This is a genomic window from Oceanicaulis sp. UBA6590 (assembly GCF_002433705.1).
In the GTDB taxonomy this organism is placed as follows: domain Bacteria; phylum Pseudomonadota; class Alphaproteobacteria; order Caulobacterales; family Maricaulaceae; genus Oceanicaulis.
On sequence record NZ_DJIQ01000041.1, the window covers coordinates 78,025 to 104,069 of the forward strand.

At 63.1% G+C, this 26,045-nt stretch carries 21 protein-coding genes; 8 read left to right on the plus strand and 13 right to left on the minus strand.

Features of this window, described 5'->3' with window-relative positions; all coding sequences use genetic code 11:
* Window position 1: 1 nt before the first annotated feature.
* Window positions 2-1,981 carry a S9 family peptidase gene (locus tag B2Z70_RS09070; protein WP_292982640.1) on the plus strand — a complete coding sequence of 660 codons (1,980 nt, stop codon included), beginning with the start codon at window positions 2-4 and terminating at the stop codon, window positions 1,979-1,981.
* Window positions 1,982-2,000: 19 nt separating this feature from the next.
* Here B2Z70_RS09070 and rsmA read toward each other — a convergent pair whose 3' ends face one another.
* The 6 genes from rsmA to B2Z70_RS09100 all read right to left on the minus strand — a co-directional run bounded on the left by rsmA (window position 2,001) and on the right by B2Z70_RS09100 (window position 9,630).
* On the minus strand, window positions 2,001-2,855 hold the full coding sequence (gene rsmA / locus B2Z70_RS09075) for a 16S rRNA (adenine(1518)-N(6)/adenine(1519)-N(6))-dimethyltransferase RsmA (RefSeq protein WP_009800434.1): 855 nt from the start codon (window positions 2,853-2,855) through the stop codon (window positions 2,001-2,003).
* The gene (gene pdxA / locus B2Z70_RS09080) at window positions 2,852-3,841 is read right to left on the minus strand and encodes a 4-hydroxythreonine-4-phosphate dehydrogenase PdxA (protein WP_292982642.1); all 990 of its coding nucleotides are present in this window, start codon (window positions 3,839-3,841) and stop codon (window positions 2,852-2,854) included. The genes rsmA and pdxA overlap by 4 nt, the downstream gene beginning before the upstream one ends.
* Entirely contained in the window at window positions 3,838-5,073 is a 1,236-nt protein-coding gene (locus tag B2Z70_RS09085) for a peptidylprolyl isomerase (protein ID WP_292982644.1), read from the minus strand. The genes pdxA and B2Z70_RS09085 overlap by 4 nt, the downstream gene beginning before the upstream one ends.
* A gap of 81 nt (window positions 5,074-5,154) precedes the next feature.
* Complete coding sequence (locus B2Z70_RS09090) at window positions 5,155-7,332, minus strand: LPS-assembly protein LptD (RefSeq protein ID WP_292982646.1); 2,178 nt, start codon at window positions 7,330-7,332, stop codon at window positions 5,155-5,157.
* A 70-nt stretch (window positions 7,333-7,402) separates the two neighbouring features.
* Window positions 7,403-8,506 (minus strand): LptF/LptG family permease, encoded by a 1,104-nt coding sequence (locus B2Z70_RS09095; RefSeq protein ID WP_009800430.1) that lies wholly within the window; start codon window positions 8,504-8,506, stop codon window positions 7,403-7,405.
* Entirely contained in the window at window positions 8,503-9,630 is a 1,128-nt protein-coding gene (locus tag B2Z70_RS09100) for an LptF/LptG family permease (RefSeq protein WP_292982649.1), read from the minus strand. Before B2Z70_RS09100 ends, B2Z70_RS09095 begins: the two co-directional genes overlap by 4 nt.
* A gap of 156 nt (window positions 9,631-9,786) precedes the next feature.
* Between B2Z70_RS09100 and B2Z70_RS09105 the strand changes: the two genes are divergently transcribed.
* The 3 genes from B2Z70_RS09105 to B2Z70_RS09115 are packed head-to-tail and all read left to right on the plus strand — an operon-like array spanning window position 9,787 to window position 12,063.
* Complete coding sequence (locus B2Z70_RS09105) at window positions 9,787-11,256, plus strand: leucyl aminopeptidase (protein ID WP_009800428.1); 1,470 nt, start codon at window positions 9,787-9,789, stop codon at window positions 11,254-11,256.
* A 58-nt stretch (window positions 11,257-11,314) separates the two neighbouring features.
* On the plus strand, window positions 11,315-11,764 hold the full coding sequence (locus B2Z70_RS09110; protein WP_292982651.1) for a DNA polymerase III subunit chi: 450 nt from the start codon (window positions 11,315-11,317) through the stop codon (window positions 11,762-11,764).
* Window positions 11,761-12,063, plus strand: coding sequence for an I78 family peptidase inhibitor (locus B2Z70_RS09115; protein WP_292982653.1), 303 nt, complete (start codon window positions 11,761-11,763; stop codon window positions 12,061-12,063). Before B2Z70_RS09110 ends, B2Z70_RS09115 begins: the two co-directional genes overlap by 4 nt.
* A gap of 823 nt (window positions 12,064-12,886) precedes the next feature.
* On the opposite strand, the gene B2Z70_RS09120 is transcribed toward B2Z70_RS09115, so the two are convergent.
* Window positions 12,887-14,503 carry an acyl-CoA synthetase gene (locus B2Z70_RS09120; protein WP_292982740.1) on the minus strand — a complete coding sequence of 539 codons (1,617 nt, stop codon included), beginning with the start codon at window positions 14,501-14,503 and terminating at the stop codon, window positions 12,887-12,889.
* 127 nt (window positions 14,504-14,630) lie between these two features.
* Window positions 14,631-16,511 (minus strand): ABC-F family ATP-binding cassette domain-containing protein, encoded by a 1,881-nt coding sequence (locus B2Z70_RS09125; protein WP_009800422.1) that lies wholly within the window; start codon window positions 16,509-16,511, stop codon window positions 14,631-14,633.
* A gap of 156 nt (window positions 16,512-16,667) precedes the next feature.
* Between B2Z70_RS09125 and B2Z70_RS09130 the strand changes: the two genes are divergently transcribed.
* The 3 genes from B2Z70_RS09130 to B2Z70_RS09140 all read left to right on the plus strand — a co-directional run bounded on the left by B2Z70_RS09130 (window position 16,668) and on the right by B2Z70_RS09140 (window position 20,036).
* Complete coding sequence (locus tag B2Z70_RS09130; RefSeq protein WP_292982655.1) at window positions 16,668-17,423, plus strand: DUF2268 domain-containing putative Zn-dependent protease; 756 nt, start codon at window positions 16,668-16,670, stop codon at window positions 17,421-17,423.
* Between the two features lie 119 nt (window positions 17,424-17,542).
* A complete protein-coding gene (gene ndk / locus B2Z70_RS09135) occupies window positions 17,543-17,965 on the plus strand; it encodes a nucleoside-diphosphate kinase (protein ID WP_009800610.1) in 423 nt (140 codons plus the stop codon).
* A 226-nt stretch (window positions 17,966-18,191) separates the two neighbouring features.
* Window positions 18,192-20,036, plus strand: coding sequence for a Gfo/Idh/MocA family oxidoreductase (locus tag B2Z70_RS09140; protein ID WP_292982658.1), 1,845 nt, complete (start codon window positions 18,192-18,194; stop codon window positions 20,034-20,036).
* Between the two features lie 71 nt (window positions 20,037-20,107).
* Here B2Z70_RS09140 and B2Z70_RS09145 read toward each other — a convergent pair whose 3' ends face one another.
* Window positions 20,108-21,556, minus strand: a complete 1,449-nt coding sequence (locus B2Z70_RS09145) for a S41 family peptidase (protein WP_292982660.1) — start codon at window positions 21,554-21,556, stop codon at window positions 20,108-20,110.
* 133 nt (window positions 21,557-21,689) lie between these two features.
* Here B2Z70_RS09145 and B2Z70_RS09150 point away from each other — a divergent pair, with 133 nt between their 5' ends.
* Window positions 21,690-22,940, plus strand: coding sequence for a winged helix-turn-helix domain-containing protein (locus B2Z70_RS09150; RefSeq protein WP_292982662.1), 1,251 nt, complete (start codon window positions 21,690-21,692; stop codon window positions 22,938-22,940).
* Here the strand turns inward: B2Z70_RS09150 and B2Z70_RS09155 are convergent.
* The 4 genes from B2Z70_RS09155 to purN all read right to left on the minus strand — a co-directional run bounded on the left by B2Z70_RS09155 (window position 22,922) and on the right by purN (window position 26,044).
* Window positions 22,922-23,542 carry a hypothetical protein gene (locus tag B2Z70_RS09155; protein WP_292982664.1) on the minus strand — a complete coding sequence of 207 codons (621 nt, stop codon included), beginning with the start codon at window positions 23,540-23,542 and terminating at the stop codon, window positions 22,922-22,924. The genes B2Z70_RS09150 and B2Z70_RS09155 overlap by 19 nt on opposite strands.
* Before the next feature lie 78 nt (window positions 23,543-23,620).
* Window positions 23,621-24,034 (minus strand): alternative ribosome rescue aminoacyl-tRNA hydrolase ArfB, encoded by a 414-nt coding sequence (gene arfB, locus B2Z70_RS09160; protein WP_009800615.1) that lies wholly within the window; start codon window positions 24,032-24,034, stop codon window positions 23,621-23,623.
* A gap of 1 nt (window position 24,035) precedes the next feature.
* Window positions 24,036-25,352 carry an MFS transporter gene (locus tag B2Z70_RS09165; RefSeq protein WP_292982667.1) on the minus strand — a complete coding sequence of 439 codons (1,317 nt, stop codon included), beginning with the start codon at window positions 25,350-25,352 and terminating at the stop codon, window positions 24,036-24,038.
* Between the two features lie 35 nt (window positions 25,353-25,387).
* Window positions 25,388-26,044 (minus strand): phosphoribosylglycinamide formyltransferase, encoded by a 657-nt coding sequence (gene purN, locus B2Z70_RS09170; RefSeq protein WP_009800617.1) that lies wholly within the window; start codon window positions 26,042-26,044, stop codon window positions 25,388-25,390.
* Window position 26,045: the final 1 nt, after the last annotated feature.

A 26,045-nucleotide genomic window follows, 5' to 3' on the forward strand; every position in this document is an offset into this window, starting at 1 on the left:
GATGACCTTCAAATCCAGCCTGCTGATTGTCGCCAGCGTATTCGCCTTGTCTGCATGTGACGAGGGCGTGATCACCGCGACGTCCGGCGGAGTCGCCGAAACCGCCGCCATGAGCCAGACCGAAACCGCAGAGCCCCGCATGGGCTATTCGGCGGATGTGTTCTTCAACACCACGTCCTATTCGCTGGCGGGCGGAGGCGGACACGCCTTCTCCCACCAGAGTGGCGACATCCTGATCTCCTCTGACGAGACTGGCGTGTTCAACGCCTACGCGCTGAACCCGGAAACCGGCGAGAAGCGCGCGCTGACGACCTCGGACTCCAACGCCACTTTCGCGCTGACCTGGTTCCCGACGGACGAGCGCATCCTGGTCACCGCCGACAATGGCGGAGACGAGCTCAACCATGTCTTCGTCCGCCATGCCGATGGAGAACTGGTGGACCTCACGCCGGGCGAGAACGTGAAGGCGGGCTTCGCCGGCTGGTCGGCGGATGGTTCGTATTTCTGGCTCACCACCAATGAGCGGGATCCGAGCGCGTTCGATCTGTATGCCTATGACGCCGAGACCTATGAACGCACCATGCTGTTCGAGAACACGGACGCGCTGGATATCAGCGCGGTCAGTCCGGATGGCCGCTGGCTTGCGCTCAACAGGTCGCGGACCTCTGCGGACAGCGACATCCTGCTGGCGGATCTCACCACGGACGCGGCGCCTGTCCTGATCACCGAGCATGAGGGCAATATCGCCTACGGCGCGTATGACTTCACAGCGGATTCCTCGGCGCTGATCTATGCGACCAACGAATACGGCGAATGGAACCAGGCCTGGTCCTATGATCTCGAGACGGGCGAGCGCGCTCCGCTGATCGAGGCGGACTGGGATGTGATGTATGTGGGCTTCTCGCCCAGCGGCCGGTATCGGATCAGCGCCATCAACAATGATGGCTTCACCGATGTGACGGTGCTCGACACCGAGTCCGGCGAAACGGTCAGCCTGCCCGACAGCGTGCCTTCAGGCGATCTCGCGGGCGTGCGTTTCAACGCGGACGAGACCGAGATGACGTTTGGCGTCACCTCCTCGATCGCCCCCAACAATATCCACTGGGTGAATCTGGAGACCGGCGAGCATCGGCAGCTGACCGAAGCGCTCAATCCGGTTCTAGAGCCCTATGACCTCGTGGAAGCGGAAGTCGTCCGCTTTGAGAGCTTTGACGGGGTCACCATTCCCGGGATCATGTACCGTCCGCACAACGCCAGCGCGGACAATCCCGTGCCGGCGCTCGTCTGGGTGCATGGCGGGCCGGGCGGACAGACCCGCGCCGGGTACAGCGCTGCGATCCAGCATCTGGTGAACAACGGCTATGCGGTCTACGCCGCCAACAATCGCGGCTCATCAGGCTATGGGAAGACGTTCTACCACATGGATGATCGTCGCCATGGCGAGGAGGATTTGCAGGACATCGTGGCGGCGGGCGACTATCTGCGCTCGCTCGACTGGGTGCGCGATGACGCCGTCGGCGTGATTGGCGGCTCCTATGGCGGTTACATCGCGGCTGCGGCCCTGACCTTCCATCCCGAAGCATTTGATGTCGGCATCAACATCTTCGGAGTCACCAACTGGGTCCGGACGCTGCAATCCATCCCGCCCTGGTGGGCGAGCTTCCGTGAAGCGCTCTACGATGAAATGGGCGACCCGGCGACGGACGCCGAACGCCATCGCGCGATCTCTCCGCTGTTCCATGCCGACCAGATCGTCCGTCCGATGCTGGTGGTCCAGGGCGCGAATGATCCGCGCGTGCTTCAGGTGGAAAGCGATGAGCTGGTTGCGGCCGCTCGTGAAAATGGCGCCATCGTGGAGTACGTCCTGTTCCCGGATGAAGGCCATGGCTTCCGCCGTCGCGAGAACCGCATCACGGCCTCAGACGCCTATCTGAGCTTCCTGGACGAACATCTGGCACCGGAAGGCGCCGACGAGGAATAGTCTGTCGGCGCGGTCCGGGTCAGTCCCGGGCCGCGCGCCAGGCGCGGGCAAGGGTGAAAAAGCCTTCCGGCGCAATCGTTTCCGCGCGCGCGCCCGGATCAATACCGGCTTCTTCCAGCAAAGCTTCCGGACTGACGCGGGTCTGGCTCGCTGCTGGGCCCAGGGATTTGCGCAACGTCTTGCGGCGCTGGCCGAAAGCGCTTTCGGTCACAATCGAAAGCGCCTTGAGATCCGTGAAACGCTGGGCCTCGGGCAGGGGTTCGATCACCACGACGGCGCTGTCCACCTTGGGCGGCGGGGTGAAGGCGCGCGCCGGGACCGTGAAGGCGTAGCGTGATTTCGCCACGGCTGCAGCCAGGATCGCCAGACGGCCGTATTGCTTGTCGCCTGCCCTGGCGACGACGCGCTCGGCCACTTCCTTCTGGAACATCAGCACCAGCCGCGTCCACCAGATCGGGTCGGCTTCAAGCCATTTGATCAACAAGGCCGTGCCCACATTATACGGCAGGTTGGAGGCCAGAATGCGCGACCCCTCAAAGGGCAGCGTGCTTTCATCGACCTTCAGGGCATCGGCCTCGATGATCGAGAACCGGCCGGGAACCGCGTCTGAAATCTGTGCAAGCGCCGGGATGAAACGCCGGTCCTTCTCGATCACCGTGACCCGAGCCGCGCCCTCGCTGAGCAGGCCGCGCGTCAGGCCGCCGGGGCCGGGGCCGACTTCAAAGACCGTGGCCTCTGACATGTCGCCGCACAGGCGGGCGATCTTGGCGGTGAGATTGAGGTCGAGCAGGTAATGCTGGCCGAACCGCTTGTCTGCGCCCAGCCCGTGTTCGGCGATCACCTCGCGTAGCGGCGGCAACTGATCCAGACTCATGCGGCGGTCTCTCGGCTCTGCACCATGGCGTCGGCCTGACGGATCGCCGCGATCAGGCTGTCGGGCCGGGCGACGCCCTGGCCGGCAATATCAAAGGCGGTCCCATGGTCCGGGCTGGTGCGGATGATCGGAAGGCCCAGCGTGATGTTCACGCCGCCGTGGAAATCGAGCGTCTTGACCGGGATCAGGCCCTGATCGTGATACAGGCAGATCGCGGCGTCATAGGCCGCGCGCGCGTCCTCATGGAACATGGTGTCGGGGGGCAGGGGACCGGAGATCGTCATCCCCTCGGATCTCAGCTGCTCCAGCGCCGGCTCCAGAATATCGAGCTCTTCATGGCCCAGGGCGCCATTCTCGCCGGCATGCGGGTTCAGACCCGCCATCGCAAGTCTCGGGCGGGCAAGGCCGAAATCGCGTTTCAACGCGTCGGAAACAACACGCGCCGTGTGCGCCACGCCTTCTGGCGTCAGAGACTGGATCGCAGCCATCAGCGGCGTGTGAATGGTGACGAGCGCGGTGCGCAGACCGCCACCCGAGAGCATCATCACAGGCCCGCGTGCGCCGTTCATCGGCAGGTCTGCGGTCAGGTGCGCCACGAATTCGGTATGACCGGGAAAGGCGAAGCCGATCTCGTAAAGTCTGGATTTGGACACGGGATTGGTGACGACCGCGCTCGCTGCGCCGGACTTCGCAGCGTCCACCGCCGCTTCGATGGAGCGGACGGCGTTTTCAGCCTCGCGCTCACAGGCCTCGAGGGCGATGACAGGCAGGAAGTTGGAGAAGACGCGCTGCGCCTCGTCGGGCCCTGAGACGAGTTCCGGGCGCGGCAAGTCCAGAAGCTGGGCTGCAGCCATCAGCGGCGCGGGATCGCAATGAACGACGAAGCACAGATCTTCATCGCGCAGGGCGCGCCAGGCTTTCAGGCTGAGTTCAGGGCCGACCCCTGCAGGATCGCCAAGGGTCAGGGCCAGCGGCGCGCGGCTCACCGGATCTCGATGGTGGCGTCGCGGCGCAGATCGCGCAGCCAGCGGCGGGACAGAAGAGAGAGCTGCTGATTGATCAGCTGGTTCTCGATCTGGTCGGCGCTCGGCACGCCGGGACCCGTCAGCGCCTTGTCGCAGAGCACGAAAACCTGTGCGCCTGCGGCGGTGTCCAGCACCGGGGTCGCGGCCACTGGCTCCAGCCCGCCAAGGGCGTCGCGAATGGTGGGAACCAGCGCATTGGCGCCGACATCGCCCAGATTGGTCACGAACGCGCCTTCAACATCACTCATCGCCTCATCCAGACCCTCGCAGCTGTTGATGCGAGCCGCGGCGCGGCCGAGAGCCGCCCGGTTCTCGTCGGTCACGCGCGAGCTGGGAATGGTGATCTGGGACAAAGTCAGCTGTTCGATGACCTGGCCGTCGCGACGGTCGATCAGGGCGACGATCTGGAAGCCGCCGGGGACGCGGATCGGGTTTGAAATCTGGCCCGGCTCCATCTGCGTCACGGCTTCAGCCACCTGCGCGTTGATTCCGGACAGGGGCAGATAGCCGGTGTCGCCGCCTGCGCTGGCGCTCGCCGCATCAGAGAATTGCTGCGCCACAGCCTGGAAGGGGGCGCCCTGGCGCAACTGGTCGTAGATCGTCTGGATGATGCCGACGGCGCGTTCTTCGCCGCCCTGCGGGGTGATCTCGACGAAAATCTCGCCCAGACGATATTGGGGCTGGGAGGCGGACTGGATGTAACGATCCAGAGCCGTCTCGATCTGCTGGTCGGAAATGCGGATGCGCGAGCGATAGCGGCCGCTGACCAGGATCTGCCAGGCGATTTCCGCTTTCACCTGCTGGCGCAGCGTGTTGATGTCGATGCCGCTCGCAGCCAGATCGTCCTCGACTTCCTGGACCGTGGCGCCGGAGCGCGTGGCGATGTCGGCGATGGCGTCATCCACCTCGGCTTCCTCGACCTCAAGGTCGAATTCCGCAGCCTGCTGAAGTTGCAGCGTTTCATCCACCAGGCCGCGAATGGCCTGGTCCTGGATCCGCGCCAGCATTTCCTCGGTCGGCTGAACGCCGGCTGAGGAAATGATCAGCCGCATGCGGTCACGCACATCCAGCGTCGTGATCGGCTGGTCGTTGACGACCGCTGCGATGCCTTCGACCTGCTGGGCGGAGGCCGTGGGCGCGGCGGACATCAGTGCGATGCCGGCGAGGATAGTCAGCGCGAGTCGGAACGCCATGTAAGAACCATAGGGTTAGAGGTGTTCAGGCAAGATACCGATACACGGCGCCGACGCAATCGCCGGACTGCGTGTAAGGCGTTAATCATCACTCAGCCCGCCCAGGGTGAAGAGAACGATCTCCAGTTTCACGGAATCGCTCGGGCCCAGATTGGCGACGTCGATATTGTCGCGCTCCCACAGGATGCGCAGGTTCGTGCACTCGTCCCGATACTGAAGACCCGCGCGCTGGCGACGCACTTCGTTTTCTTCCAGATCGATCACGCCGTCATAGACGACGGACCATTCATCCGTCAGCGCGAAGCCGGCCCGGGCCGTCACTTCCTCAAGCTGGCGGGTGGAGGCGGCGTCGGTGCGGCGGGTGTAGCGGGCATTCATCGAGACGCGCCAGGCTTCAAAGCCTGTGGTGAGGTCCAGACGGTTGATTTCCTGGGTTTCAGAATCAATCCGGGCGCGGGCGTCCAGGTCGAACCGGCCGATATCCACCTGGATCTGACTGATCCAGTCAGAATCATCATCGGACAGTCCACTCGACGCCGGGAATCGCTGTTCGCCATCCAGTCGGAAACTGCGGCCGGCGAACACCTCGACCTCACCAGGCAGGGCGCCATCCCAGTTCGCGGCGACGGTCAGGCCGACATCCACGCGCGCGCCATCTTCCCACAGGTCATAGCCATTCGCGCGGGCCGCATCGAACAGCTGGCTTTGCTGGAACTCGATCGAGGCGCTGTCCACATTGACGGGCGTCTGGTCGGCATTGTCGCTGCTGGCGAAAATGGCGGCGGCGCGGGGCGCGATCAGCCAGTTCACCGACTGGCCGGGGCGCACGAAGGGCAGGCTCAGATCAAGACCGGCGGCGCCGAGGGCGCGGGTCAGATTGGTCTGGTCGATCTCGTCGCCATTGGAGTCTGTCTCGTTGAACGCATAGGCGTCCGCGCGCGCCATGGCGAAGGCTTCCGCCCTCAGTCCGCCCGGCAGGATGGTCGGACGGGTCCAGTCCAGGCCCAGGCTGGCGCGGGTGTAATCATCGCCGGCATTGCGATGCAGATTGACCGTGTTGAAACTGAAATCGAGATCGCCCGCCCAGTTCGGCATCGGCAATTGGGCGCCAAAGCGGATCAGCGGTGAAATGAAGGGCAGGGTGTCGTCATCGACATTCTGCTGGAGCTTGTTGAAATGGATGACGGTCGCGTCGCCATGGAAATGCTCGCCATCGCCAATGAAGAAGAGCTGATTGAGCAGCATGCGCTGGTCGGCGATCGTGAACAGCCCATCCGCGCGATCCGGCGATTCCTCATAGCCATAGCGGCGCAGGTAGAGATCCTCGCTGACCGCCTCGACCCCGAAACCCCAACGCAGGTTCGGAGTGAAGTTGAACAGGCCGTCCGCAAAAACGTGTCCGCGCAGCTCTTCCTCGCCGAACTTTCCGTCCTGATCGAACTCCTGATCATAGGTGAAGCTGGTCTGGATGCTCATCTCGCCGGAATAGAAACGCCGGGTCCAGTCCAGCTGGATCAGCGGGTTCACCTTGCTCATGTAGCGCGGTGAGACGATCAGCTCCTGGGACGGACCGATCGCCCACAGATAGGGCTGCTGATAGGTGAAGCCGAGCCGGCTAGAATTGTTCAGCACCGGGAAGAGAAAGCCCGACTGGCGCGCCGCGGACGGATCGGCATGGGCAAAGACCGGCGAGTAGAGAATCGGTCGGCCCAGGATCTCAAGCCGCACATTGCGGTAATAGATGACCTTGTTCTGGGTGTCGCGCACCACCCGGCTCGCCCGGAGGCGCCAGGTCGGTTCGCCTTCGCCATCCGCACACAGCTCGCAGGCGGTGTAATAGGCGTTCGACAGTTCGACCGAACCGTCCGGACGGCGCAGGGCGGCGCCCGCCGCAGCGCGGCCATTGTTTTCAAGAAGCGTGGTGAATCCGCGCGCCACACCCTCGCGCAGGTCATCGCTGAGTTCGACCTCTTGAGCGAATTGCGCAGGTTCGGCGCCGTCAAAGATCTGCACGCCGCCGCTGGCGATCACGCGATTGATGGCGGGGTTGTAGGTGAGTTCCTCGGCGAACAGGACGCGATCGCCGGTCTGAACGCGGACATTGCCGCGCGCGATATACAGGCCCTGCTCGCGGTCCTGGATCAGCTCGTCCGCATCCAGATAGACCCGATCATTGCTGACGGACTGGGCCATCGCCGCCGGCGCTGCAGTCGCCGCAAGAAGGGCGGCCGCCGCCGCAGATCGGTACAACGCTTTCATGATCGGTGTTCAGTCCCTTGGCCAAGCCCCAGTAAGCCATGTATCGGATTGGGGCGCCATCGTCCACGCATCAGCCGTCTTCTGTGGCGGCGATAAAGAACAAACCGGCGAGTGAAAACAGCGCCGGCGTGGTCCAGGCGGCGGTCAGGGGCGTGATGGCGCCCGAGGCGCCCAGGCCCAGCATGAGCTCCTGGCTGAAATAGAGGATGAAGCCCGCTGTCGCGCCGGCGGCGGCGAATCCGGCCGCGCCCCCCAGGCGATGCAGGCGCAAGGTTGCGGCGATCCCCATCAGGGCGGCGGCCACCAGCATCAGGGGCTGAGCGAGCAAACCATGCCAGCGCAGCTCATAGGCCAGCGAAGACAGGCCGGCGTCCCGCGCCGAAGCGATGACGGCGGGCAATTGCCAGAAGGACACCGCGCCGGGCGACCTTGCGCGCTCAAACAGCGCCTGGCGTCCCACATTGGTGGGCAGGGCCACGTCTCCCAGCTCCGTTGCCTGTCCGCCGGGCGCGTATTCAATGGCGTTCGTCAGGCTCCAGAAACCGCCATTGAGTTCGGCCCGCTCCGCCGTGATCCGTCGATCAAGCAGGGGCGCGCCGCTCTCAGACAGCACATACTGGCGAAAGACGGGCTCGGTCAGCGTAGCGTCATCGCCGCCCTGTTGCTGGGCCGTGATCATGATGTAGCCGGTCGCGGTGGTCTCGCGCAGCCAGATGGGGCCGGACTGGTTGGCGCCGCTGGACTGGCCTTCGCCCTCAAACAGCGCCTCCCGGGTGGCTTCGAACCGCGCGTTGGAGGCGGCCCCCAGCGGGTTCAGCGCCAGCGTGCTGATCGCGCCGGTGAGGGCGGCGAGGATCGCTACCGGCGCCAGGATGCGCCAGGCGGAATAGCCGGACGCCCGCATCACGATCAGCTCGGACCGGCGGTTCAGGCGGAAGAAGGTGAACAGCACGCCGAAAAGCACGATGAAGGGCAGGGTGTCCTGCACCAGCAAGGGCGCCTTCAACAGCGACAGATGCAGGGCCTGGAAGGCGGAAATGCCCACGCGCGTGCCGATATCGCGAGAGGTCTCCACAAAGTCGATCAGCAGGATGACGGCGGTGATGATCACCGCCGCGCCAATAAGGCCGATCAGGGTCTGGATGAAGAGGTAACGCCACAGACGACCGATCATGCCGTCGCCTCCGACGTGAGGGGGGTCGCCTCGGCCCGGGGCGCGCGGCGGCGGGGGCGCCCGATGATGGCGATGGCGACGGCGATTCCGATCAGCGGAACAAGGTACTGGACGGCGTTCATGGCGTCATCGGATTCCGCTGCGGCCTGGATGGCGAAACCGGTCAGACGCAACACGACCGCGCTGGCGCCGGCGATGATCAGATTGCGGCCATAACCGATGCGGCGGTGTTCTCCGGACATGTAGGCCGCCAGCGCGATCAGCGCGAAGGCGAGATTGTAGAGCGGCGCCGACAGACGATAATGGCCTTCGGCGTAGAGCCGCCCCTTGCCGCCGGCCCGGGCGATGTCGGCGGGAGTGGGGCGCAGGAGCTCAGGCAGATACTTGTCGCTTTCCTTGAAGAAGAGCGAGGCTGTGTTGTCCACAAACAGGGTGAGCTCGACCTTGGTGCTGTCAAAGCTGAGATTGGTCAGCACCCCCGACTGGTCCACCTGGGTGCGCACGCCGTCTTCAAGCAGCATGACCGGTCCGCGATCGGTTGCGGCGATGCGGCCGCGCCGTGCAGCGTAAGCAGCGGACTGACCCGTGCGGTCATCCATGATGAACACGTCATTGAGCACGGAATCATCGCTGATCTCGCGCACATAGAAGGTCACCTGGTCGCCCAGCGGCACGAACTCGCCCTCGCGCATGAAGCTGGCGGCGAGGTCAGTGCGAATCTCGAACAATTGCTGGCGCATCAGACGGAAGCTGGCGGGCTGAACGAACAGATTGATGACCAGATTGGCCAGCACGACATAGATCGCGAGGCGCAGGAAGGGGCTGACGCGCTGGAAGCGGCTCATCCCGGCGGCGGCCGCGACGGTGAGTTCGGAATCGCTCGTCAGCCGGTTCAGCGCGATGGCGACGGCCAGGAAGACGGCGATCGGCAGCAGGAGCGCGATGACCTGCGGCATGGCCAGCACGGTGATGGTGATCAGGACGAGCGCCGTTTCCCCGCGCTCGGCCATCAGATCGAGATTGGACAGCGACTGCGTCAGGACCGCCAGCCCGGTCAGCGCCGCCATGGCGCCGAGAAAGGGCCACAGCGCCTGTCTGAATGTATAGCGTTGAAACAGGGTCATTCGGCGCCAATGTGTGGTCAGTCGAGCAGTCTGCATTCATGAAGACCGCATCTTCTAACGCGGGTTGGGATGCGATACCACTGCTCGCATGGAGTTCTCCATCAGGCCGCGCGGGTCTCGCGCGCCGAAATCTTGCAGATACTGGAAAGGTTTGCCATGAAAATCTCGTTTGCCGCCTCCGCATCGGGTGATGCAATTGCAGCGCCGGTCTTCGCTGATCGCGCCCTGTCTGACGCTGCGAAGGCGCTTGATTCGGCAACGTCCGGCGCGGTGACCCGCGCCATCGAGGCCTCCCGTTTCAAGGGCGGCGCAGGCGACCTTCTGGAAATCACCGCGCCGGCGGGCGTGGATGCGACGCGCATCGTGCTCTTCGGTCTGGGCGACAAGGCCAAGCTCGACGGCAATGGCGCCGAAAAGGCGGTTGCAGGCGTGATCAAGTCGATCCTGATCTCGGGGGCGAAATCCGTCTCAGTGCATCTGGATGGCGACGCCGAGCTGCTGTGCCGCGGCGCGCTGGGCGCCAGCCTCGCCGCCTATCGCTTCGACACCTACCGCACCAAGCTCAGCGACGACAAGAAACCGTCCGTGCAGAGCGTCGAGATCGTGTCCTCTGACGCGGCGGCGGCTGAAAAGCTGTGGGCCGACTGGGCGCCGGTGGCCGAGGGCGTGACCCTGGCGCGGAATCTCGTGAACGAGACCCCGAACGTTCTCTACCCGGAAAGCTATGCCGAAAAAGTCAAGGAACTTAGCAAGCTGGGCCTTGAGGTTGAGGTTCTTGGCGAAGCCGAAATGGAAAAGCTGGGCATGCACGCGCTTCTGGGCGTCGGCCAGGGCTCGGTGCGCGAATCCAAGATGGTCGTCATCAAGTGGAATGGCGGCAAGTCGGGCGATAAGCCGCTCGCCTTCATCGGCAAGGGCGTCACCTTTGACTCTGGCGGCATCTCGCTGAAGCCGGGTCAGGGCATGGACGAAATGAAGGGCGATATGGGCGGTTCCGCCGCCGTGGTCGGCCTGATGGCCGCGCTTGCCGGTCGCAAGGCCAAGGCGAACGTCATCGGCGTCATCGGTCTTGTCGAGAACATGCCTGACGGCAATGCCCAGCGTCCGGGCGACATCGTCAAATCCATGTCCGGTCAGACCATCGAGATCCACAACACCGACGCCGAGGGCCGTCTCGTGCTGGGTGATGTGCTCTGGTACACGCAGGACCGCTTCGATCCGAAATTCATGATCAACCTCGCCACCCTGACCGGCGCCATCCTGATCGCGCTGGGCCATGAGCATGCAGGCGTGTTCTCCAATGACGACGATCTGGTCGGCAAGCTGGAGAAGGCGGGCAAGGCGTCGGACGAGACCGTGTGGCGTCTGCCGATCGGTCCGGAATACGACCGCCAGATCGACACCCCGAATGCGGATATGAAGAATGTGGGCGAGGGCCGTCTGGCCGGCTCGATCACCGCGGCGCAATTCCTCAAGCGTCACGTGAACGAGAAGCCCTGGATCCATATCGACATCGCCGGCACCGGCATGAACGCCGGCTCCAAGGATCCGCGCATCCCGACCTTCGGCACCGGCTATGGCGTGCGTCTGCTGGACCGTCTGGTGCGCGACAACTTCGAGGGCTAACGCCCTTGCCGCAGCGCCCCCGGCCATGCGCCGGGGGCGTCGCCTTTCAGGACGCAACATGGCCGAGCTGTGGTTCTATCATCTGGAAAACGCCAGTGTTGACGAGGCGTTGCCGGAACTTCTGACCAAGCTGATGGAGCGGGGCGGCCGCGCCGTGGTGTGCAGTCAGGAAGAGACGCGGCTCGATCATCTCGACAGCCATTTGTGGACCTTCCGCGAGGAGAGCTTCCTGCCCCATGGTCGCGCCGACGCCGAGCATGTGGAGCATCAGCCGATCGTGTTGTCAGATCGCACCGATAATCTCAATTCCGCCAGCATGCTGTTCTGCCTCGATGGCGCCGATCCGGGGGATGTGTCCGCCTGGGACCGGGTGGTGGTGATGTTTGAAGCCAGCGACGAGACAAGCCTGGCGCGGGCCCGCGCCCTCTGGGCTGCCCAGAAAAAGTCCGATATTGCGATTAGCTATTGGCGTCAGAACGAAATGGGCCGCTGGGAGCGCAAGGCATGATCCGTACACTCGTTATCCTCGTCGCCGGTTTGACGCTGACCGCCTGCGCGACGACCGCCTCGACGACGAACCCGAATGCGGGGGGCCAGCCAGACCCCATGCCGGAGCCCCAGCCCTGCGCCGCCGAGGCCTATCAGGTGCTGGTCGGCCAGCCCGTGGGCGGGGTGCACACGGACAGCCTGCCGCGCCCGCATCGCGTCTATGGTATCGATGATCCGGTGACCATGGATTACCGCCCGAACCGGCTCAACATCGTGGTCGGTGAAGACGGCGCGATCCTTGAGGTGAAGTGCGGGTAAGTTGAGGCTTTCTTCTTCACGGAAAGCCCTTAGGCGGGGAGCGAGAGGCTCTCTGCTATCTCGGGGACGCTGACACTGACTATTTCCAAGCAATTGTTCTCAGTCGCTATTATATAGGACCAACCCTCAGTTTGAATGAATTCTAGGCTGCTTTCCTTCGTCCAAGCATGATTGCGAACTTTAAAAGTCGTTTGGCCAGGCCTACCTCCTAATTGAGCCGATGCTTGCCAGATTTCAGTAAGGCCAGCTTCATCCAAGAGCCGCATCGCGACAATTTTCTCGAAAATGATCGTGTAGAATCGGCCGTTCTGGTCTTCAATCAGGCTAATCAGATCTGCATTGAAACCAGATTTTATTATCGATTTGCCCCGGTATACGGGCTCAGATTTTTTGGACCAATGTAATTTGGGTGCGAAGGCGACCTCTATGATCTCGCACCCCATATTTTCAAATGGGGTTTTCCAACGGTAAAACTCAACTGATCCGTTCCCGAATTGAGAAGAGTTTGATTGATTTGGGTTCTCTCGCATAGGATAAATATATCAAGGTCGCTCTATAAGGGAAAGAATTGGAGCTAATTCTCATCAAGGAGCAACAGCCCAATCCATCAGGAGGCCGCAATGAACCGTTCGGAGCACGGGACAGAGAACTGGCTCGACGCCTTTTCACACATGCTCGCCAAGCCTTGTGAAGACGAGAAGGCATTCTTTGATCTCCGTCGAAAGCTGGGATTAGGCGTAGGCCTCGATGAAGCAGGCAATCTTATTCGCGAGTCACGTGGCCTTGCTCCACAACTTCTACGCCCCTGACCTGACCCTGACCCCTAATGCATCTCTCGCGCACGTTCGCGGAGCATGAATTTCTGGATCTTGCCGGTGGCGGTCTTGGGCAATTCGCCGAACACGACGAGGCGCGGCGCCTTGAAGTGGGCCAGATGCTCGCGGGCGAAGGCGATGATGTCCTTGTCCGTCACAATCGCGCCGGTTTTCAGCTCGATGAAAGCGCAGGGCGTCTCGCCCCATTTGGCGTCGGGCTTGGCGACCACGGCGGCGGCGGCCACATCGGGATGGCTGTAGAGCACATCCTCCACCTCGACCGAGGAGATGTTCTCCCCGCCCGAAATGATGATGTCCTTTGAGCGGTCCTTGATCTCCACATGGCCATCCGGATGGGTGACGGCCAGGTCGCCGGTGTGGAACCAGCCACCCTTGAAGCTCTTCTCGGTGGTGGCGGGGTTCTTGAGATATCCCTTCATCACCGCATTGCCGCGGATCATGATCTCCCCGAGGCTTTTGCCATCCCAGGGCAGGGGCTCCATGGTTTCAGGATTCGCCACCATCAGGTCTTCCTGGGTGATGTAGGGCAGGCCCTGACGCGCCTTCAGGCGCGCGCGGTCCTTCAGTGGCAGCTCATCCCATTCGGGTTTCCATGCGCAGGCGATGGAGGGGCCGTAGACCTCGGTCAGGCCATAGGTGTGGGTGACATTGACGCCCATGGCTTCCATGCCCGCAATCACCGTGGCGGGCGGGGAGGCGCCGGCGGTCATCATCGCGACAGGATGGTCAAAGTCCGGCCGTTCCTTTTCGGGCAGCTGGATCATCATGCTCATCACGATGGGTGCGCCGCAGAGATGCGTGACCTTGTGCTCGGCGATGGCGGACAGGATGGCGAAGGGTTCGACCCGACGCAGGCAGACATTGACGCCCGCCTTGGCCGCGAGGGTCCAGGGAAAGCACCAGCCATTGCAGTGGAACATGGGCAGGGTCCACAGATAGACCGGGAAATGGGGCATATCCCATTCCATCGCATTGCCCACGGCGTTCAGATACGCGCCCCGGTGATGGGTGACGACGCCCTTGGGGTCGCCCGTCGTGCCCGAGGTGTAGTTGAGCGCAATCGCATCCCATTCATCCTCGGCGCGATGGAAGTCGAAACCGGGATCGCCCTCTTTCAGGAAGGCCTCGTATTCGATCTCGCCGATCAGCTCGCCATGTTCGGCCAGAGAGTCGTCGATATCGACGATCAGCGGCTTTGCATCGATCTCCTGCACGGCGCGGGCGATGACGGACGAAAACTCGCGATCCACCAGGATCACCTTCGCCTCGCCATGCTTGAGGATGAAGGCGATGGCTTCCGCGTCGAGCCGGATATTGAGCGCGTTGAGCACGGCGCCCGACATGGGCACGCCGAAATGGGCGTCCACGAAGGCGGGGATGTTCGGGGCCATCACCGCGACCGTATCGCCCTTTTTGATCCCGCGCTTTGACAGCGCCGAGGCGAGCCGGACCGAGCGCTCATACACCTCGCCCCAATTGCGGCGGATATCGCCATGGATCACGGCGAGCTTTTCAGGATAGGCGCGGGCGGTGCGCGTCAGAAAGCTGATCGGGCTTAGCGGCACATGGTTGGCGGCGTTACGGTCCAAATCCGTGTCGTACATCTGGCTCAACTGAAAACTCCCCGGGGTCGCGTTTTGACAAACGTCTTGATCGGACCATTCCGACACCGGAAAGCTACAGAGGCAATGTGGCCCAAGGTCACGCGACTTTAGGCGTATTCAGCAGTGATCAGAGCGCGCTCTGCGCCGCCTCGATGGCTTCTTCCGCGTCCAGCCAGGCCATCTCCGCCTCGTCGATGAGGTCGACGCATCTGGAGCGCTTCTTGGTCAGCTCGGTCGCGAGATTGGGGTCTTTCTCCCACAGGCCATCGACGGCGAGACCCGCGTCAATCTTGGAAAGTACGCCCTTGAGGCGTTCAATCTCTTTCTCCCATTTCGCCGCTTGCGCCTTGAGAGGTTTGATCTTTTCGCGCGCGGCCGCGGCATCGCGCCGGTCCTGGGTCTTTTGTCCGCCCGTAGGTTTGGACTTGTCGCGGGGCTTGGTTTCTCCCGCCAGCAGCTCGCGGCGGTAATCGTCCATATCCCCGTCATAGGGCTTGATCGTACCGTCCGCCGCCAGCCACAGCCGATCCACGCAGCTTTCGATCAGGTCGCGGTCGTGAGAGATGATGATCACCGCGCCCGCAAACTCGTTGATCGCGGCCTTCAGCGCCTCTCGGCTGTCGATATCAAGGTGGTTGGTCGGCTCGTCGAGGATCAGAAGATGGGCGCCGTCAAACGTGATGAGGTTCATCAGGAGCCGCGCCTTCTCACCCCCTGAGAGGTTCTTGGCGGCGGTTTCCTGACGGTTGGCCGGCAGACCGAAGCGGGCCAGACGCGCGCGGCGCTCGGCCTCGGTCGCGTCCTCCATACGCTCCAGCACATGGGTGTAGGCCGAATGGTTGGGCGACAGCGCGTCAATCTGGTGCTGGGCGAAATGGGCCACCACCGCCTTCTTATGCATGCGCATGGCGCCCGCGGTGACGGGCAGGGCGCCGGTCAGCAGTTTGGCGAAGGTGGACTTGCCCGCGCCATTGCGGCCCAGAAGCCCGATACGGTCATCAATGTCGATGCGCATGCCGAGATTTTTCAGGATCGGCTTGTCTTCGGTATAGCCGGTCTCACACTCGTCAAAACGCACCAGCGGATTGGCCATGCGGCGCTCGGCATGGGGGAACTCGAACGGCGCGACCGGGTCTTCCACCATGGTGGCAATGGGCTGCATCTTCTCGATGCGCTTGACGCGGGACTGGGCCTGTTTGGCCTTGCTGGCCTTGGCCTTGAACCGGTCCACAAACGCTTGCAGGCGGCGTTTCTCGTCTTCCTGACGCTCCACCATCTTCATCTGAAGGCGTTGACGTTCCGCCAGCTGACGCTGGAACTGGTCATAGCCGCCTTCCCAGACGGACAGCTTGAGATCCTTGAGGTGGACGATGGAGTGCACCGAGGCGTTCAGAAGATCGCGGTCGTGCGAGATGATCAGTGCGGCGCCGGGGAATTTCTGTAGGTGGGTTTCCAGCCAGACTGCGCCCTCAAGGTCGAGATAGTTGGTCGGCTCATCGAGCAGCAGCAGGTCGGGCTTGGCGAACAGGGTCGCCGCCATCGCCACCCGCATGCGCCAACCGCCGGAAAATTCCGCGCAGGCCCGGGCCTGGTCCTGGGTGTTGAAGCCCAGACCATTGAGGATCGCGCCCGCGCGCGCTTCGGCTGAATGGGCGTCGATATCGGCGAGCCGGGTCTGGATGTCGGCGATGCGATGCGGATCGGTCGCGGTTTCCGCTTCGGCCAGCAGGGCCGTCCGTTCAAGGTCGGCGGCCAGCACGAAATCCATCACCGAGGTCTGACCCGCCGGGGCTTCCTGAGCCACGGTGCCGATGCGGGCGCCGGGCTGCACGCTGACCGAGCCGTCATCCGGGCTCTGATCGCCCAGGATCAGCCGGAACAGGGTCGATTTGCCCGTGCCGTTGCGGCCCACCAGCCCCATGCGGGTCTTGGCGGGCAGGAACAGCGTCGCCTGATCAAACAACAGGCGCCCGTCGATGCGGTGAGAGAGGTCATTGATGTGCAACATGAGGCGTGCCGGTTAGCGCGCTCTCTCGCGCCGGGCAAGTCGATTGCGCGGAGGACGGCGGGCTGAAAGCTTTCCGATTTGTCAGCTTTTGGTAATCCAGAGCCAAATGAGCAGGGTTTAGGCAGAGGGCATAACCATAAAACAAGCAGGTTGGTCATGTTCAAAGCACTCTCACTCGCCCTGGTGCTGGGCGCGACAGGGACAACGACGGTCGCGCTCGCCGGTCAACAGGTCGCCGGAGCCCAGTCCGCCGTGGCGGTCTCCTTCCAGGCCAGCGAGACGCACGACTACACCGCGTCGGAGCGCGCCCTCATCTCGGATATTCTCAATCAGGCGTATCAGACCACGAAAGCGGACTTTCCCCAGCTCGCGGATGCGATTTCCGTGGAGCTTCACCCGATCAACCGTCCCGGCGTGGATGCGCTGGGCGGGGTGACGGGCCGGGCGCAACGCCCTGGCGTGCTGGTCCTGGAAATGTCGGTCACCTATCCGGGCGGTCCCGAAGCAGCGGCGCGCGCCGGACTTCTGCGCACAGGCCTGCATGAGATGCATCATCTCGCGCGGGGCTGGACCATCGAGAACAACGCCTATGGTCCCGGTATCGTGATAGCCGCGGCCAATGAAGGTCTCGCCGATGTCTATGCCGAGCACTATGAAGGTCGCGAGACGGCCTATCCGCCGCTGGATGACGCGACCTTCAACGCCTGGGCGGAGGAAATCCGCGCCTTGCCGCAGAACGCCAACTATGGCGAATGGATGTTTGCGCATTCTGATGGCCGTGAAGCGATCGGCTATCGCACCGGCGCCGAGCTGGTGCGTCGCGCCATGGCGAACTCCGGGCTCGGGATTGTCGAGCTCAGTGCGTACAGCCCTGACGAAATCTGGCGCATGGCGGGATTTGAGGGGCTTTAGGGCCATGACATCAGCCGCAATGGCGGACACGGGTTTTCATACTCGTCCGGCATGGCTATAAGCCGCGGCAAATCCATTCACCCCTCGAGGACAGAGGGGCCAGTCAGGGACCATCATTCATGGCGATCCAGCGCACCTTCTCCATCATCAAACCCGACGCAACCGCGCGGAACCTCACCGGCGCCATCAACGCCAAGATCGAGGAAGCCGGTCTGCGCATCATCGCCCAGAAGCGCATCCGCCTGAGCAAAGAGCAGGCTGAAGGCTTCTACGCCGTGCACAAGGAGCGTCCTTTCTTTGGCGATCTCGTGAGCTTCATGATCTCCGGCCCGGTCGTCGTTCAGGTTCTCGAAGGTGAAGACGCCATCGCGAAATACCGCGACGTCATGGGCGCGACCAACCCGGAGAACGCCGAGCCGGGCACCATCCGCAAGGAGTTCGCTGAATCCATCGAAGCCAACTCCGTGCACGGTTCCGACGCGCCGGAAACCGCCGCTCAGGAAATCCCGTTCTTCTTCTCCGAAGACGAGATCGTCGGCTAATCTGCCTCTCGCAGAGCTGAACAAGACCCCGGCGGAGCCATCCGCCGGGGTTTTTTGCATGCAGGCGCTTGGACACCGGTCGTGGCTCGGCCGGACTTGTCGTTGCCTGCGGAAGCCTGTTTGATCACGGCCCTTGAGGACGCAGGGCGAACCTGCGTCATTGTACTTCCGGCAAGGATGCAGACCCTGGCGGGATTTCAGTGATCCGCATCACGATGATGGCCCCATGACTCTTCCCGAGACGATCAGAGAGAAGCTCGAAGTCCTGCTGGGATGGTTGCTCAGAACCCTGGGCGGGGTCTGGCGTTTCATCGGAACGATCACGACCTTCCCTCCGCGGTCGAGCTGGTATTGGGGTGATCGCAACTCGATGCTGGCCTGGGCGCTGTTCAATACGGTCGCCCTGGTCCGGTTCATCAGCCCTTTGCAGTGGTGGAAGCGCCTGTACAGAAAGGACTGGTCCAACCGCTCTTCCAGCAAGCGGCCGAATTTTCACGCGCTCCATACCGAGCGCTATTTCGTCTCGGTCATGATTGTGGCGGTTGCGGCGGCGAACCTGTTTCCCGACGCGCTGAAATACAGCCCGTTCGTCATGCCCGTCGTCATTCTGCTGACCATCGAGACGATCGGATGGATATTCTATTATCTGTTCGTCCGGAATTTTGTTGAGCCCGATTATACGCTGTACCACCGAGCGGAGTACTTTGTGCTTCTGCCTGTCGTTGTGGTCGCGCAGATCGCCTTGCTCTCGATCCTCTATGAAAGCCCGATGGTGAATGTGTTCTTCGCCATTTTTGGCGGTGGGGCGGGGGAAGATGCGAGCCCTCAGGGCGCCTGGGAATTGCGCCTGCTCGGATTGTGTTACCTGGCTCTGATCATTGGCAATTTACGGATGATGTATCCGGAGACGCGCTTCAAGCAGACCACGGTCTTCTCGATCATCGGCTATGGCGATGTGACGCGGAACCGCATTCTGCCGGCCTTGAAGGCTCTGGAGGTTCCTGGCCGACGTTATGATGTGATGACGGACGAGCTGTCCAACGCCGAGCTGGGCGAGGCGGCGCTTGCCGGGCTCCGGGTTCAGGGCGCCCCGCCCGCCCAGATCGAGAAACAGATCAAGGCGCAACGTCATCCTGTCTATATTGCGACGCCTACGCCGTCTCACATGGATTATATCCAGTTGCTGGCGGATGAGGGGATACGCTTTGTCGTCGAAAAGCCGATATCAGCCCATACGTCCGAGATCGCGCAGCTGAAACGACGGGCGGCGGTCCTGTTCAAGGATGGTTTTGCAGCCAGTTACTACACGCTCGAGAAGTCGCTGCCGCTGACCTATCTGTACAATCCTCACAGATCGTATCTGAAGTATCTGGAATTCTCGGAGGGGCTGCCCAAGGAATATGCCTCCATAACCCGCGAGCTGGGCGCGCTTGAGGCCGCGCGCATCGAGATCCTCGAAGGCCCCGACCGGTCCCCCAGCCATGATCGGCGGTTGTGGACGCTGGATCCAACCAAGAGCGGCGAGCTGTATGAGACGTTCATCCATACGGTGACGGTGGCCCTGAGCGCCGAGGTGGATCTGCAGCGTTCAAACCTCCTCTCACTCAATGTCGGAACCTTCCGGAACTCGCCCAAGAAAGGCTGCCCGACGCTCTACTCGGCGGTTCTCGAGACCCCTGGCCAGGCCCGGATCGTTCTCAGCAGCGGCAAGTACATGCCCGAGGCGTCTTGCCGACGCTCAGCGGAGTTCGTCTTTTCCGGAGGCCGGCTGACGATGGACTTCAACGCCAAGCGGCTCGACATCAAAACCCCCACGGTAGAGGGCCATATCCGCGTGCGTGACGAGTATCAGTGCAACTATGCGGTTTCGATGTCGCTCGCGATGGACTTCATGCAGAACGGGTGGAGCGCCTCACGCTTTGACGATCTGGATAATCAGCTTGAAGCGTTGAGCTGGCTGGTCAGCTCCAGCCCGTTCCACACTCAGCCGCCCACGCTCTATGATGACGAAGATGTGGAAAGGCTCGTTCAGCCCATGGATCCGGCCTCGCAGACTGGCGTTCTGCTCTAGGCGGCCTGAACTGAATGGCATGCAGAGCGCGCAGGAGACATCCCGGCGGAAGGCTCCGCCGGGATAACCATCTAGCGCAAAACGCCTTCAACATGAGTAATGGCTGCGTCTAGGACGCGGTCGCCCTCATCGCCGAGTCGGGGCGAGGGCAGACGCACATCCGGAATGAGCGGCGTCGAGCTTTCATCCCCATTGGGACGGATGATCAGGGCCTTGGGATAGCCGACCACAAGCCCGGTGCGGGGCAAGGGGAAATGCTCCATCGCGCCATAGGTGGTGGCCATGTCCGTGGTCGCTTCGCCCATCACTACGCCAAAGCCGTAATCCTGAATGATCGCGCCGACCGAGACGGCGTTCGAATAGCTCTGCCGGTTCACAAGGGCGTAGACCCGGCCTTCAAAGCGCCGCCCGTCGCGCGGATGGACATAGTCGATCTCGAAGCTCACCGTCTCTCCCACGGGAACGCCGTCATAAAGATCGGCCAGGGTCCGAGATAAGCCGGTATCTCCCGCATCGATCCGGGCCTGGTTCGAAGCGATGCTCTGCTCGCTGATGCGGATGCGGAAGTCGGACGCAAAGCGGAAGGGACGGTCCGCGATCCAGCTCAGAACCAGATCGGAGAACGCATTGCTGCCGCCCGGATTGTTTCGCAGATCGAGGATGAGCGCCTCTGCGCCGGAGGCGAGGAAGGTCTCAAAGCTGGCGTCCACGAAGTCGGAGAATCGCGAGACCGCTTCGGGCAGATACGCGGTCTCCGCCGATTGCGCCTCAAGATCATAAAAGGGGCCAGGGCGCAGATAGGCGATCTCATCGGTCAGCATGCGCGCCTCACGCCCGTTCAGATCCAGCCGGGACAGACCTTCCCGGTCCATCAGCGCGTCATAGGAGATTGCGGGCAGTTCAAGTGTGCGCCGCGCGCCGTCTTGGCTCTCGATCTCAAGCGTGAAGCGCTCTCGCGCGCCGTATTCGAGCCAGACGAAATAGGCTTCGCTGCCTTCCATCTGGGCATAGGCGAAGGGGGCTGTTTCGGCGGGGACATTCCGCGTCAGTCGCGCCAGCCAGTCAGAGTTCGCTGCGCCTTCAAGCGAGATGATACGGTCGCCGGGGCGGGCCGGGAAATTCGCTGGCGCCTGGGTGATGATCACTTCGCCGTCGCGCACCTCAAAACTCACGGGGAAAAGCCGGGCGTCGTCGTCTGACAGATACTCCAGAAAGCCCGGGTTGAGGCCCTCGATACGGGTATGGGCGAAATGGGCGTGCGCTGCGAAGCGCTGGAAGGCGCGATGCAGCTGCGGCAGGCTTCGGGGTTCGGAGGCCAGCTCCTCGCGGAGCTCCCGAAAGTAGTGATCGTAGAGTGGTTCGGGTGTCGTGGCGAACAGGTCATAATGCGCCTCTTGCAAGCCGTCATACAGGATTTGCGCATCGGCCAGGGCGTCTTGAGGCGGGACAAGGTCCTGCGCATGACAGGCGGGGAGCAGAAGGCTGGCGACAAGGCCGGCGAACAGGGATCGCGATAGCATGGCGTACTCTCATCATGGTGTTTCAGCGCCTCTTGCGGGCGCCTTGAACAGAGAGGCTGGCCGGGGCGAGATTGCCATGACCGACGCTTCCTGATTGTCTGACCATTCCTCCTTTTACCGGATTAAAGCTGACATGAGCGCTGATACGCCCTTCCAGATGGGCCCGGTCCGGGTCGAACCGGCGATGAACCGCATCACCAGCGAAGAGGGGCCGGTCGAGCTGGAGCCGCAGGTGATGGACCTTCTGGTCTATCTGGCTCAGGCGAAGGGTGAGGTGCGCTCCAAGGACGACATCGCCCGTGCGCTCTGGCCTGACGCCAGCGTCAATGACGACGCCCTCTCGCGCACCATCTGGAAGCTGCGTCAGGCGCTGGGCGATGACGCGAAATCGCCGCGCTTCGTGCAGACCGTGTCACGGCGCGGCTATCGTCTGATCATGCCGGTGGCGCCCTTGGGCGCGGCTATGGAAGCGCAGACTGAGACGGGCCCGAGGGTGAGCGCAACGGTCTTGCTGGCCTCTGCGGCGGTGCTGGTGGTTCTTCTGGTCGGGGCCAGCGTGATCCTGCGCCAGCCTGCGGACATCGCGCCGCCCATGGCCTCCCAAACGGACGAGGCCGGTGCGCTGCTCAGTCGCGCGGACGGATTTTATGCCCAGTACACACGCGCTGACAATGAAGCAGCCTTGCGCCTTTATGAGCGGATACTGGCGGGCGATCCACAGAACGCAGCGGCCTTGGCCGGGCAGGCGAACGCGCTCACCCAACGGGTCATCCGCTGGGGTCTGGAGGGGCAAGCGAACCGCACCACCCTGACCGAGGCGCTGCAATCGGGGGAGTTGGAGACACCCCGGTCTCAGGCGGCTCTTGAGCGCGCCGAGGCCCTGGCGCAAGAGGCGACCCGGCTGGATCCCGGGCATGCGCGAGCCTGGAGGGCGCTGGGGCTTATCAAGGCGGCGCAGTCGGATTTTGACGCCGCGCGCCGGGCCTATGACCGGGCGCTGGTGATCGATCCTGAGAACTGGGGGGCGATGATCAACCTGTCAGAGCTTGAGGAGCTGTCGGGTCATCCCGAGCGGCAGGCGGACCTGCTGGCGCGCAGTTTTGAAGCCATGTCGCGCGACTACGCCGCCAACCCTGTCGCGATCCGGCCCTGGCAGTCGGAAGTCGGGCTGACGGTGGCGCGCTTGCGCGCCGAGGCAGGTGAGCCGCAACAGGCCGAGCTCTGGTATCGCCGTGTGCTGGCGCTGGACCCTTTGAACGTCGAGGCCGTGAACGGGTTGGCGTCGGTGCTGCGAGACGGCGGGGATGAGCAGGGCGCCGTGGCGCTGTGCCGTGAGCTGGAAGTGGCGGGCGGCGGGCTGTGTGATCAGCCTGCGCAGCCATAGCGGTCCGGCAGATAGTCTGACAGCACGCCGCAGCCGTCACCGCCCGGTCCTGTGCCGTCGGCGAAGATGATTGCGGTGAAGGCGATGCTGATCACCCCATAGCTGAGCACATGAGTCAGGATGGACGCGCGGGTGGCGCGGGCGGCGATGACCACGCCTGCAAACAGGACCAGCGACACGATCACCGGCAGCACCCAGAAGGGCAGGCCCATCATCAGACTGACGCGCGCCTCGTCATTGTGGACCCCGGCGACCGTCCCCACGGTCAGCGCCAGGAAACGCTGTGCGAACGCCACGACGATCAGCTCATAGCCCAGAAAGCTCTTCCGGCTCACCGCCAGCCAGACGCCCAGCGCGCCCAGCAGCCAGGTGAAGACCGGGCCGGAGATCGAGACGAGCGCTGTCTCCAGCAGGGTCGGGTTGGCGTCATCATGCACGAAACCGGCGCGGGTGAGCTGCATGAACATGTCATGGCCCAACGCCTGACCGGTCAGCCAGTGCACGGCTTCATGGGTGATCATGGTCAGCCAGATCAGCACCAGCATGGATGCAAAGAACAGCACGCCGGGCGTGCGGCGTTTCGTGTTCATCGTCAGACTCATGATGTTCCCCCAAATAGCTTCCAGAAGCCTATGGGAGGTATACGGACTTGTCCCGGAGAAACGCCAATATGTCGGTCTTCAATCCAGACGGGGCTTCTGACGCAGGCTCTTGGTCTGGCTCTTCTTCGCCTTCTTGTCCTTCTGGCGCTTGATCGAGCTGAGGGATGGGCGGGACTTGATGCGCGGCTTGGGCTTGCGGCTCGCCTGTTCGATCAGGCGCTTGAGTCGGGTGCGGGCTTCGGCGCGATTGCGGTCCTGGGAGCGGTGGTCTTCCACATGCAGGATCAGCACGCCGTCCTGGGTCATCCGCGTGCCCGCAATCCGTTTCAGGCGCTGCTTGATCGCGTCGGGCAGGGCGCTAGCGCTGACATCAAAGCGGAGCTGCACCGCGCTCTCGGTCTTGTTCACATGCTGGCCGCCCGGCCCGGACGAGCGGACGAAGCGTTCGGTGATCAGGCTTTCATCAATGCTGAGATCATCAGTAATGCGCATGTCAGCCAGAGACGGGTTTGAGCGAGACGGCGAGCCCGGCGCCTGCGAGAGCGCTCAGGGCGAGGCCGATCATGACCCAGGGGCCGGCCAGTTGATAGAGCCCGCCCATGACAAGACCATAGACCAGCAAAAGCACCCCGATCACCGTGTTGGAGACGGCGGTGTAGCTGGCGCGGGTGTCCTCGTCCGCGAGATCCACCAGATAGGTGGAGCGGCCCAGCCGGACGCCCTGATGGCCGAAGGCGAGGATGAAGAGGATGGCGGCGTGAAACACCATCAGCTCCGCCCAGGGCGCCTGCATCAGAAGGCTTGCCCCGCTTGCCAGACAGGCGACAGCGCCCGCAAGCCCGCCCGCCGCCAGCACCCAGCGGCTCGATCTGTCGGCCAGTCGTCCCCAGGCCCAGCCACTGACAAAGCCCGCCCCCGCGGACGCCATCAGGAAGCCGCCCAGACCCGCAAGCTCGGCCCCCGTGCGCGCCTGTGCTGCGGAGACGAGGAAGGGCGGGGCGATGGATGTGGCGATCATCAGCGTGCGCGCAGCGACGAACTTGCCGAAATCGGGATCGGTCCAGAGAAGCCGGAGTTGCCTGATCGCTTCGGGAAAGGCGTTGGCGCCGCCCTCGGTCGAGCCCGGCGCCTCGGCGAGCTGGAGATAGACGAGCGCCGCGATCACCCACAGGGCCGCCCCCAGAAACAGCAGGCCGGCGATGATCGGAGCGCTGGTGTCAGGCGAGACCACCAGCACGCCGCCAAGAAGCAGCGCCACAAGTCCCGAGACCGTGGTGGCGTAACCGCTGACCGCGCCGCGGCGGGTTTTGGACACGGTCTTTCCCAGCACATCCTTGTGGCTCACCGAGCAGAGCGAGCGGGAAACGGCGAACACGGCCACCATCCCCACCAGCAGCCAGCCCGCCAGCGCGCCTTCAAGGCTCAGAGCGATGACGCCCATGATCACCAGCGCCAGGGCCTGACCCAGCGAGCCGAAAGCCCAGACATATTTGCGTTTCTCGCGTTGGCGAATGCCAGCAGCGATAAAGAGCTGGGGCAGCAGCGCCCCCGCTTCGCGAACCGGCGCCAGAAGACCGATGAGAAAGGCCGGCGCGCCCAGAGCGCCCAAGAGCCAGGTCAGGGTCAGTTTGGGATCAACCAGTGCGTCGCCGGTCTTGGTCAGGCTGAGAGACAGGGTCGAAAACACCCAGTTGCGCGGCTGGTGCTGGCAGGCGCTTTCGGGAACATCCTTGCAGACCCGCGCTTCATCATCATCGTACAGCGCGGAATAGACGGTTTCAGACACCGTATCTGCAGGTGTTTCGCTCATGCTTTCAGTCCTCTCACGGCGATCGTGAGACTGAGCTAGACCGACGGATTGATCAGAACAGTCTCGGCGTCCGGTTCGCTGCCTTCGGCAATGCGCACGCATTCGGCCGAGACGCGCGCCTTGCCTTCAGCGACGAGCTTGAGACAGGCGGGGTAAAGCTTGTGTTCGGCTTCAAGCACGCGGGCAGAGAGGGTTTCAGGCGTGTCGCCCGCCATGACGGGCACTGCGGCCTGGCCGATGATCGGGCCGTCATCCATTTCCGCGCGCACGAAATGCACGCTGCAGCCATGGACGCGCACGCCCTGTTCCAGCGCCCGCTCATGGGTATGCACGCCCTTGAAGGCGGGCAGGAGCGAGGGGTGAATGTTGATGAGGCGGTCCCGCCATTTCTCGACAAACCAGGGCGTCAGGATGCGCATGAATCCGGCGAGGCAGACAATCTGAACGCCAGCTTCGCGCAATTTCGCGTCCAGATCCTTTTCAAAGTCCTCGCGGTCTTCGTAGAGCGTATGGTCGATGAAGCCTGTGGGCACATCCACCTTGCGCGCCCGTTCGAGCCCTTGCGCGCCTGCCTTGTTGGACAGGACCAGAACGATCTCGGCCGGATAGTCGTCATGCTGGGCCGCGTCGAGCAAGGCCTGAAGGTTTGATCCCCGACCGGAGATCAAAACGCCGACTTTGGTTTTCGCCATG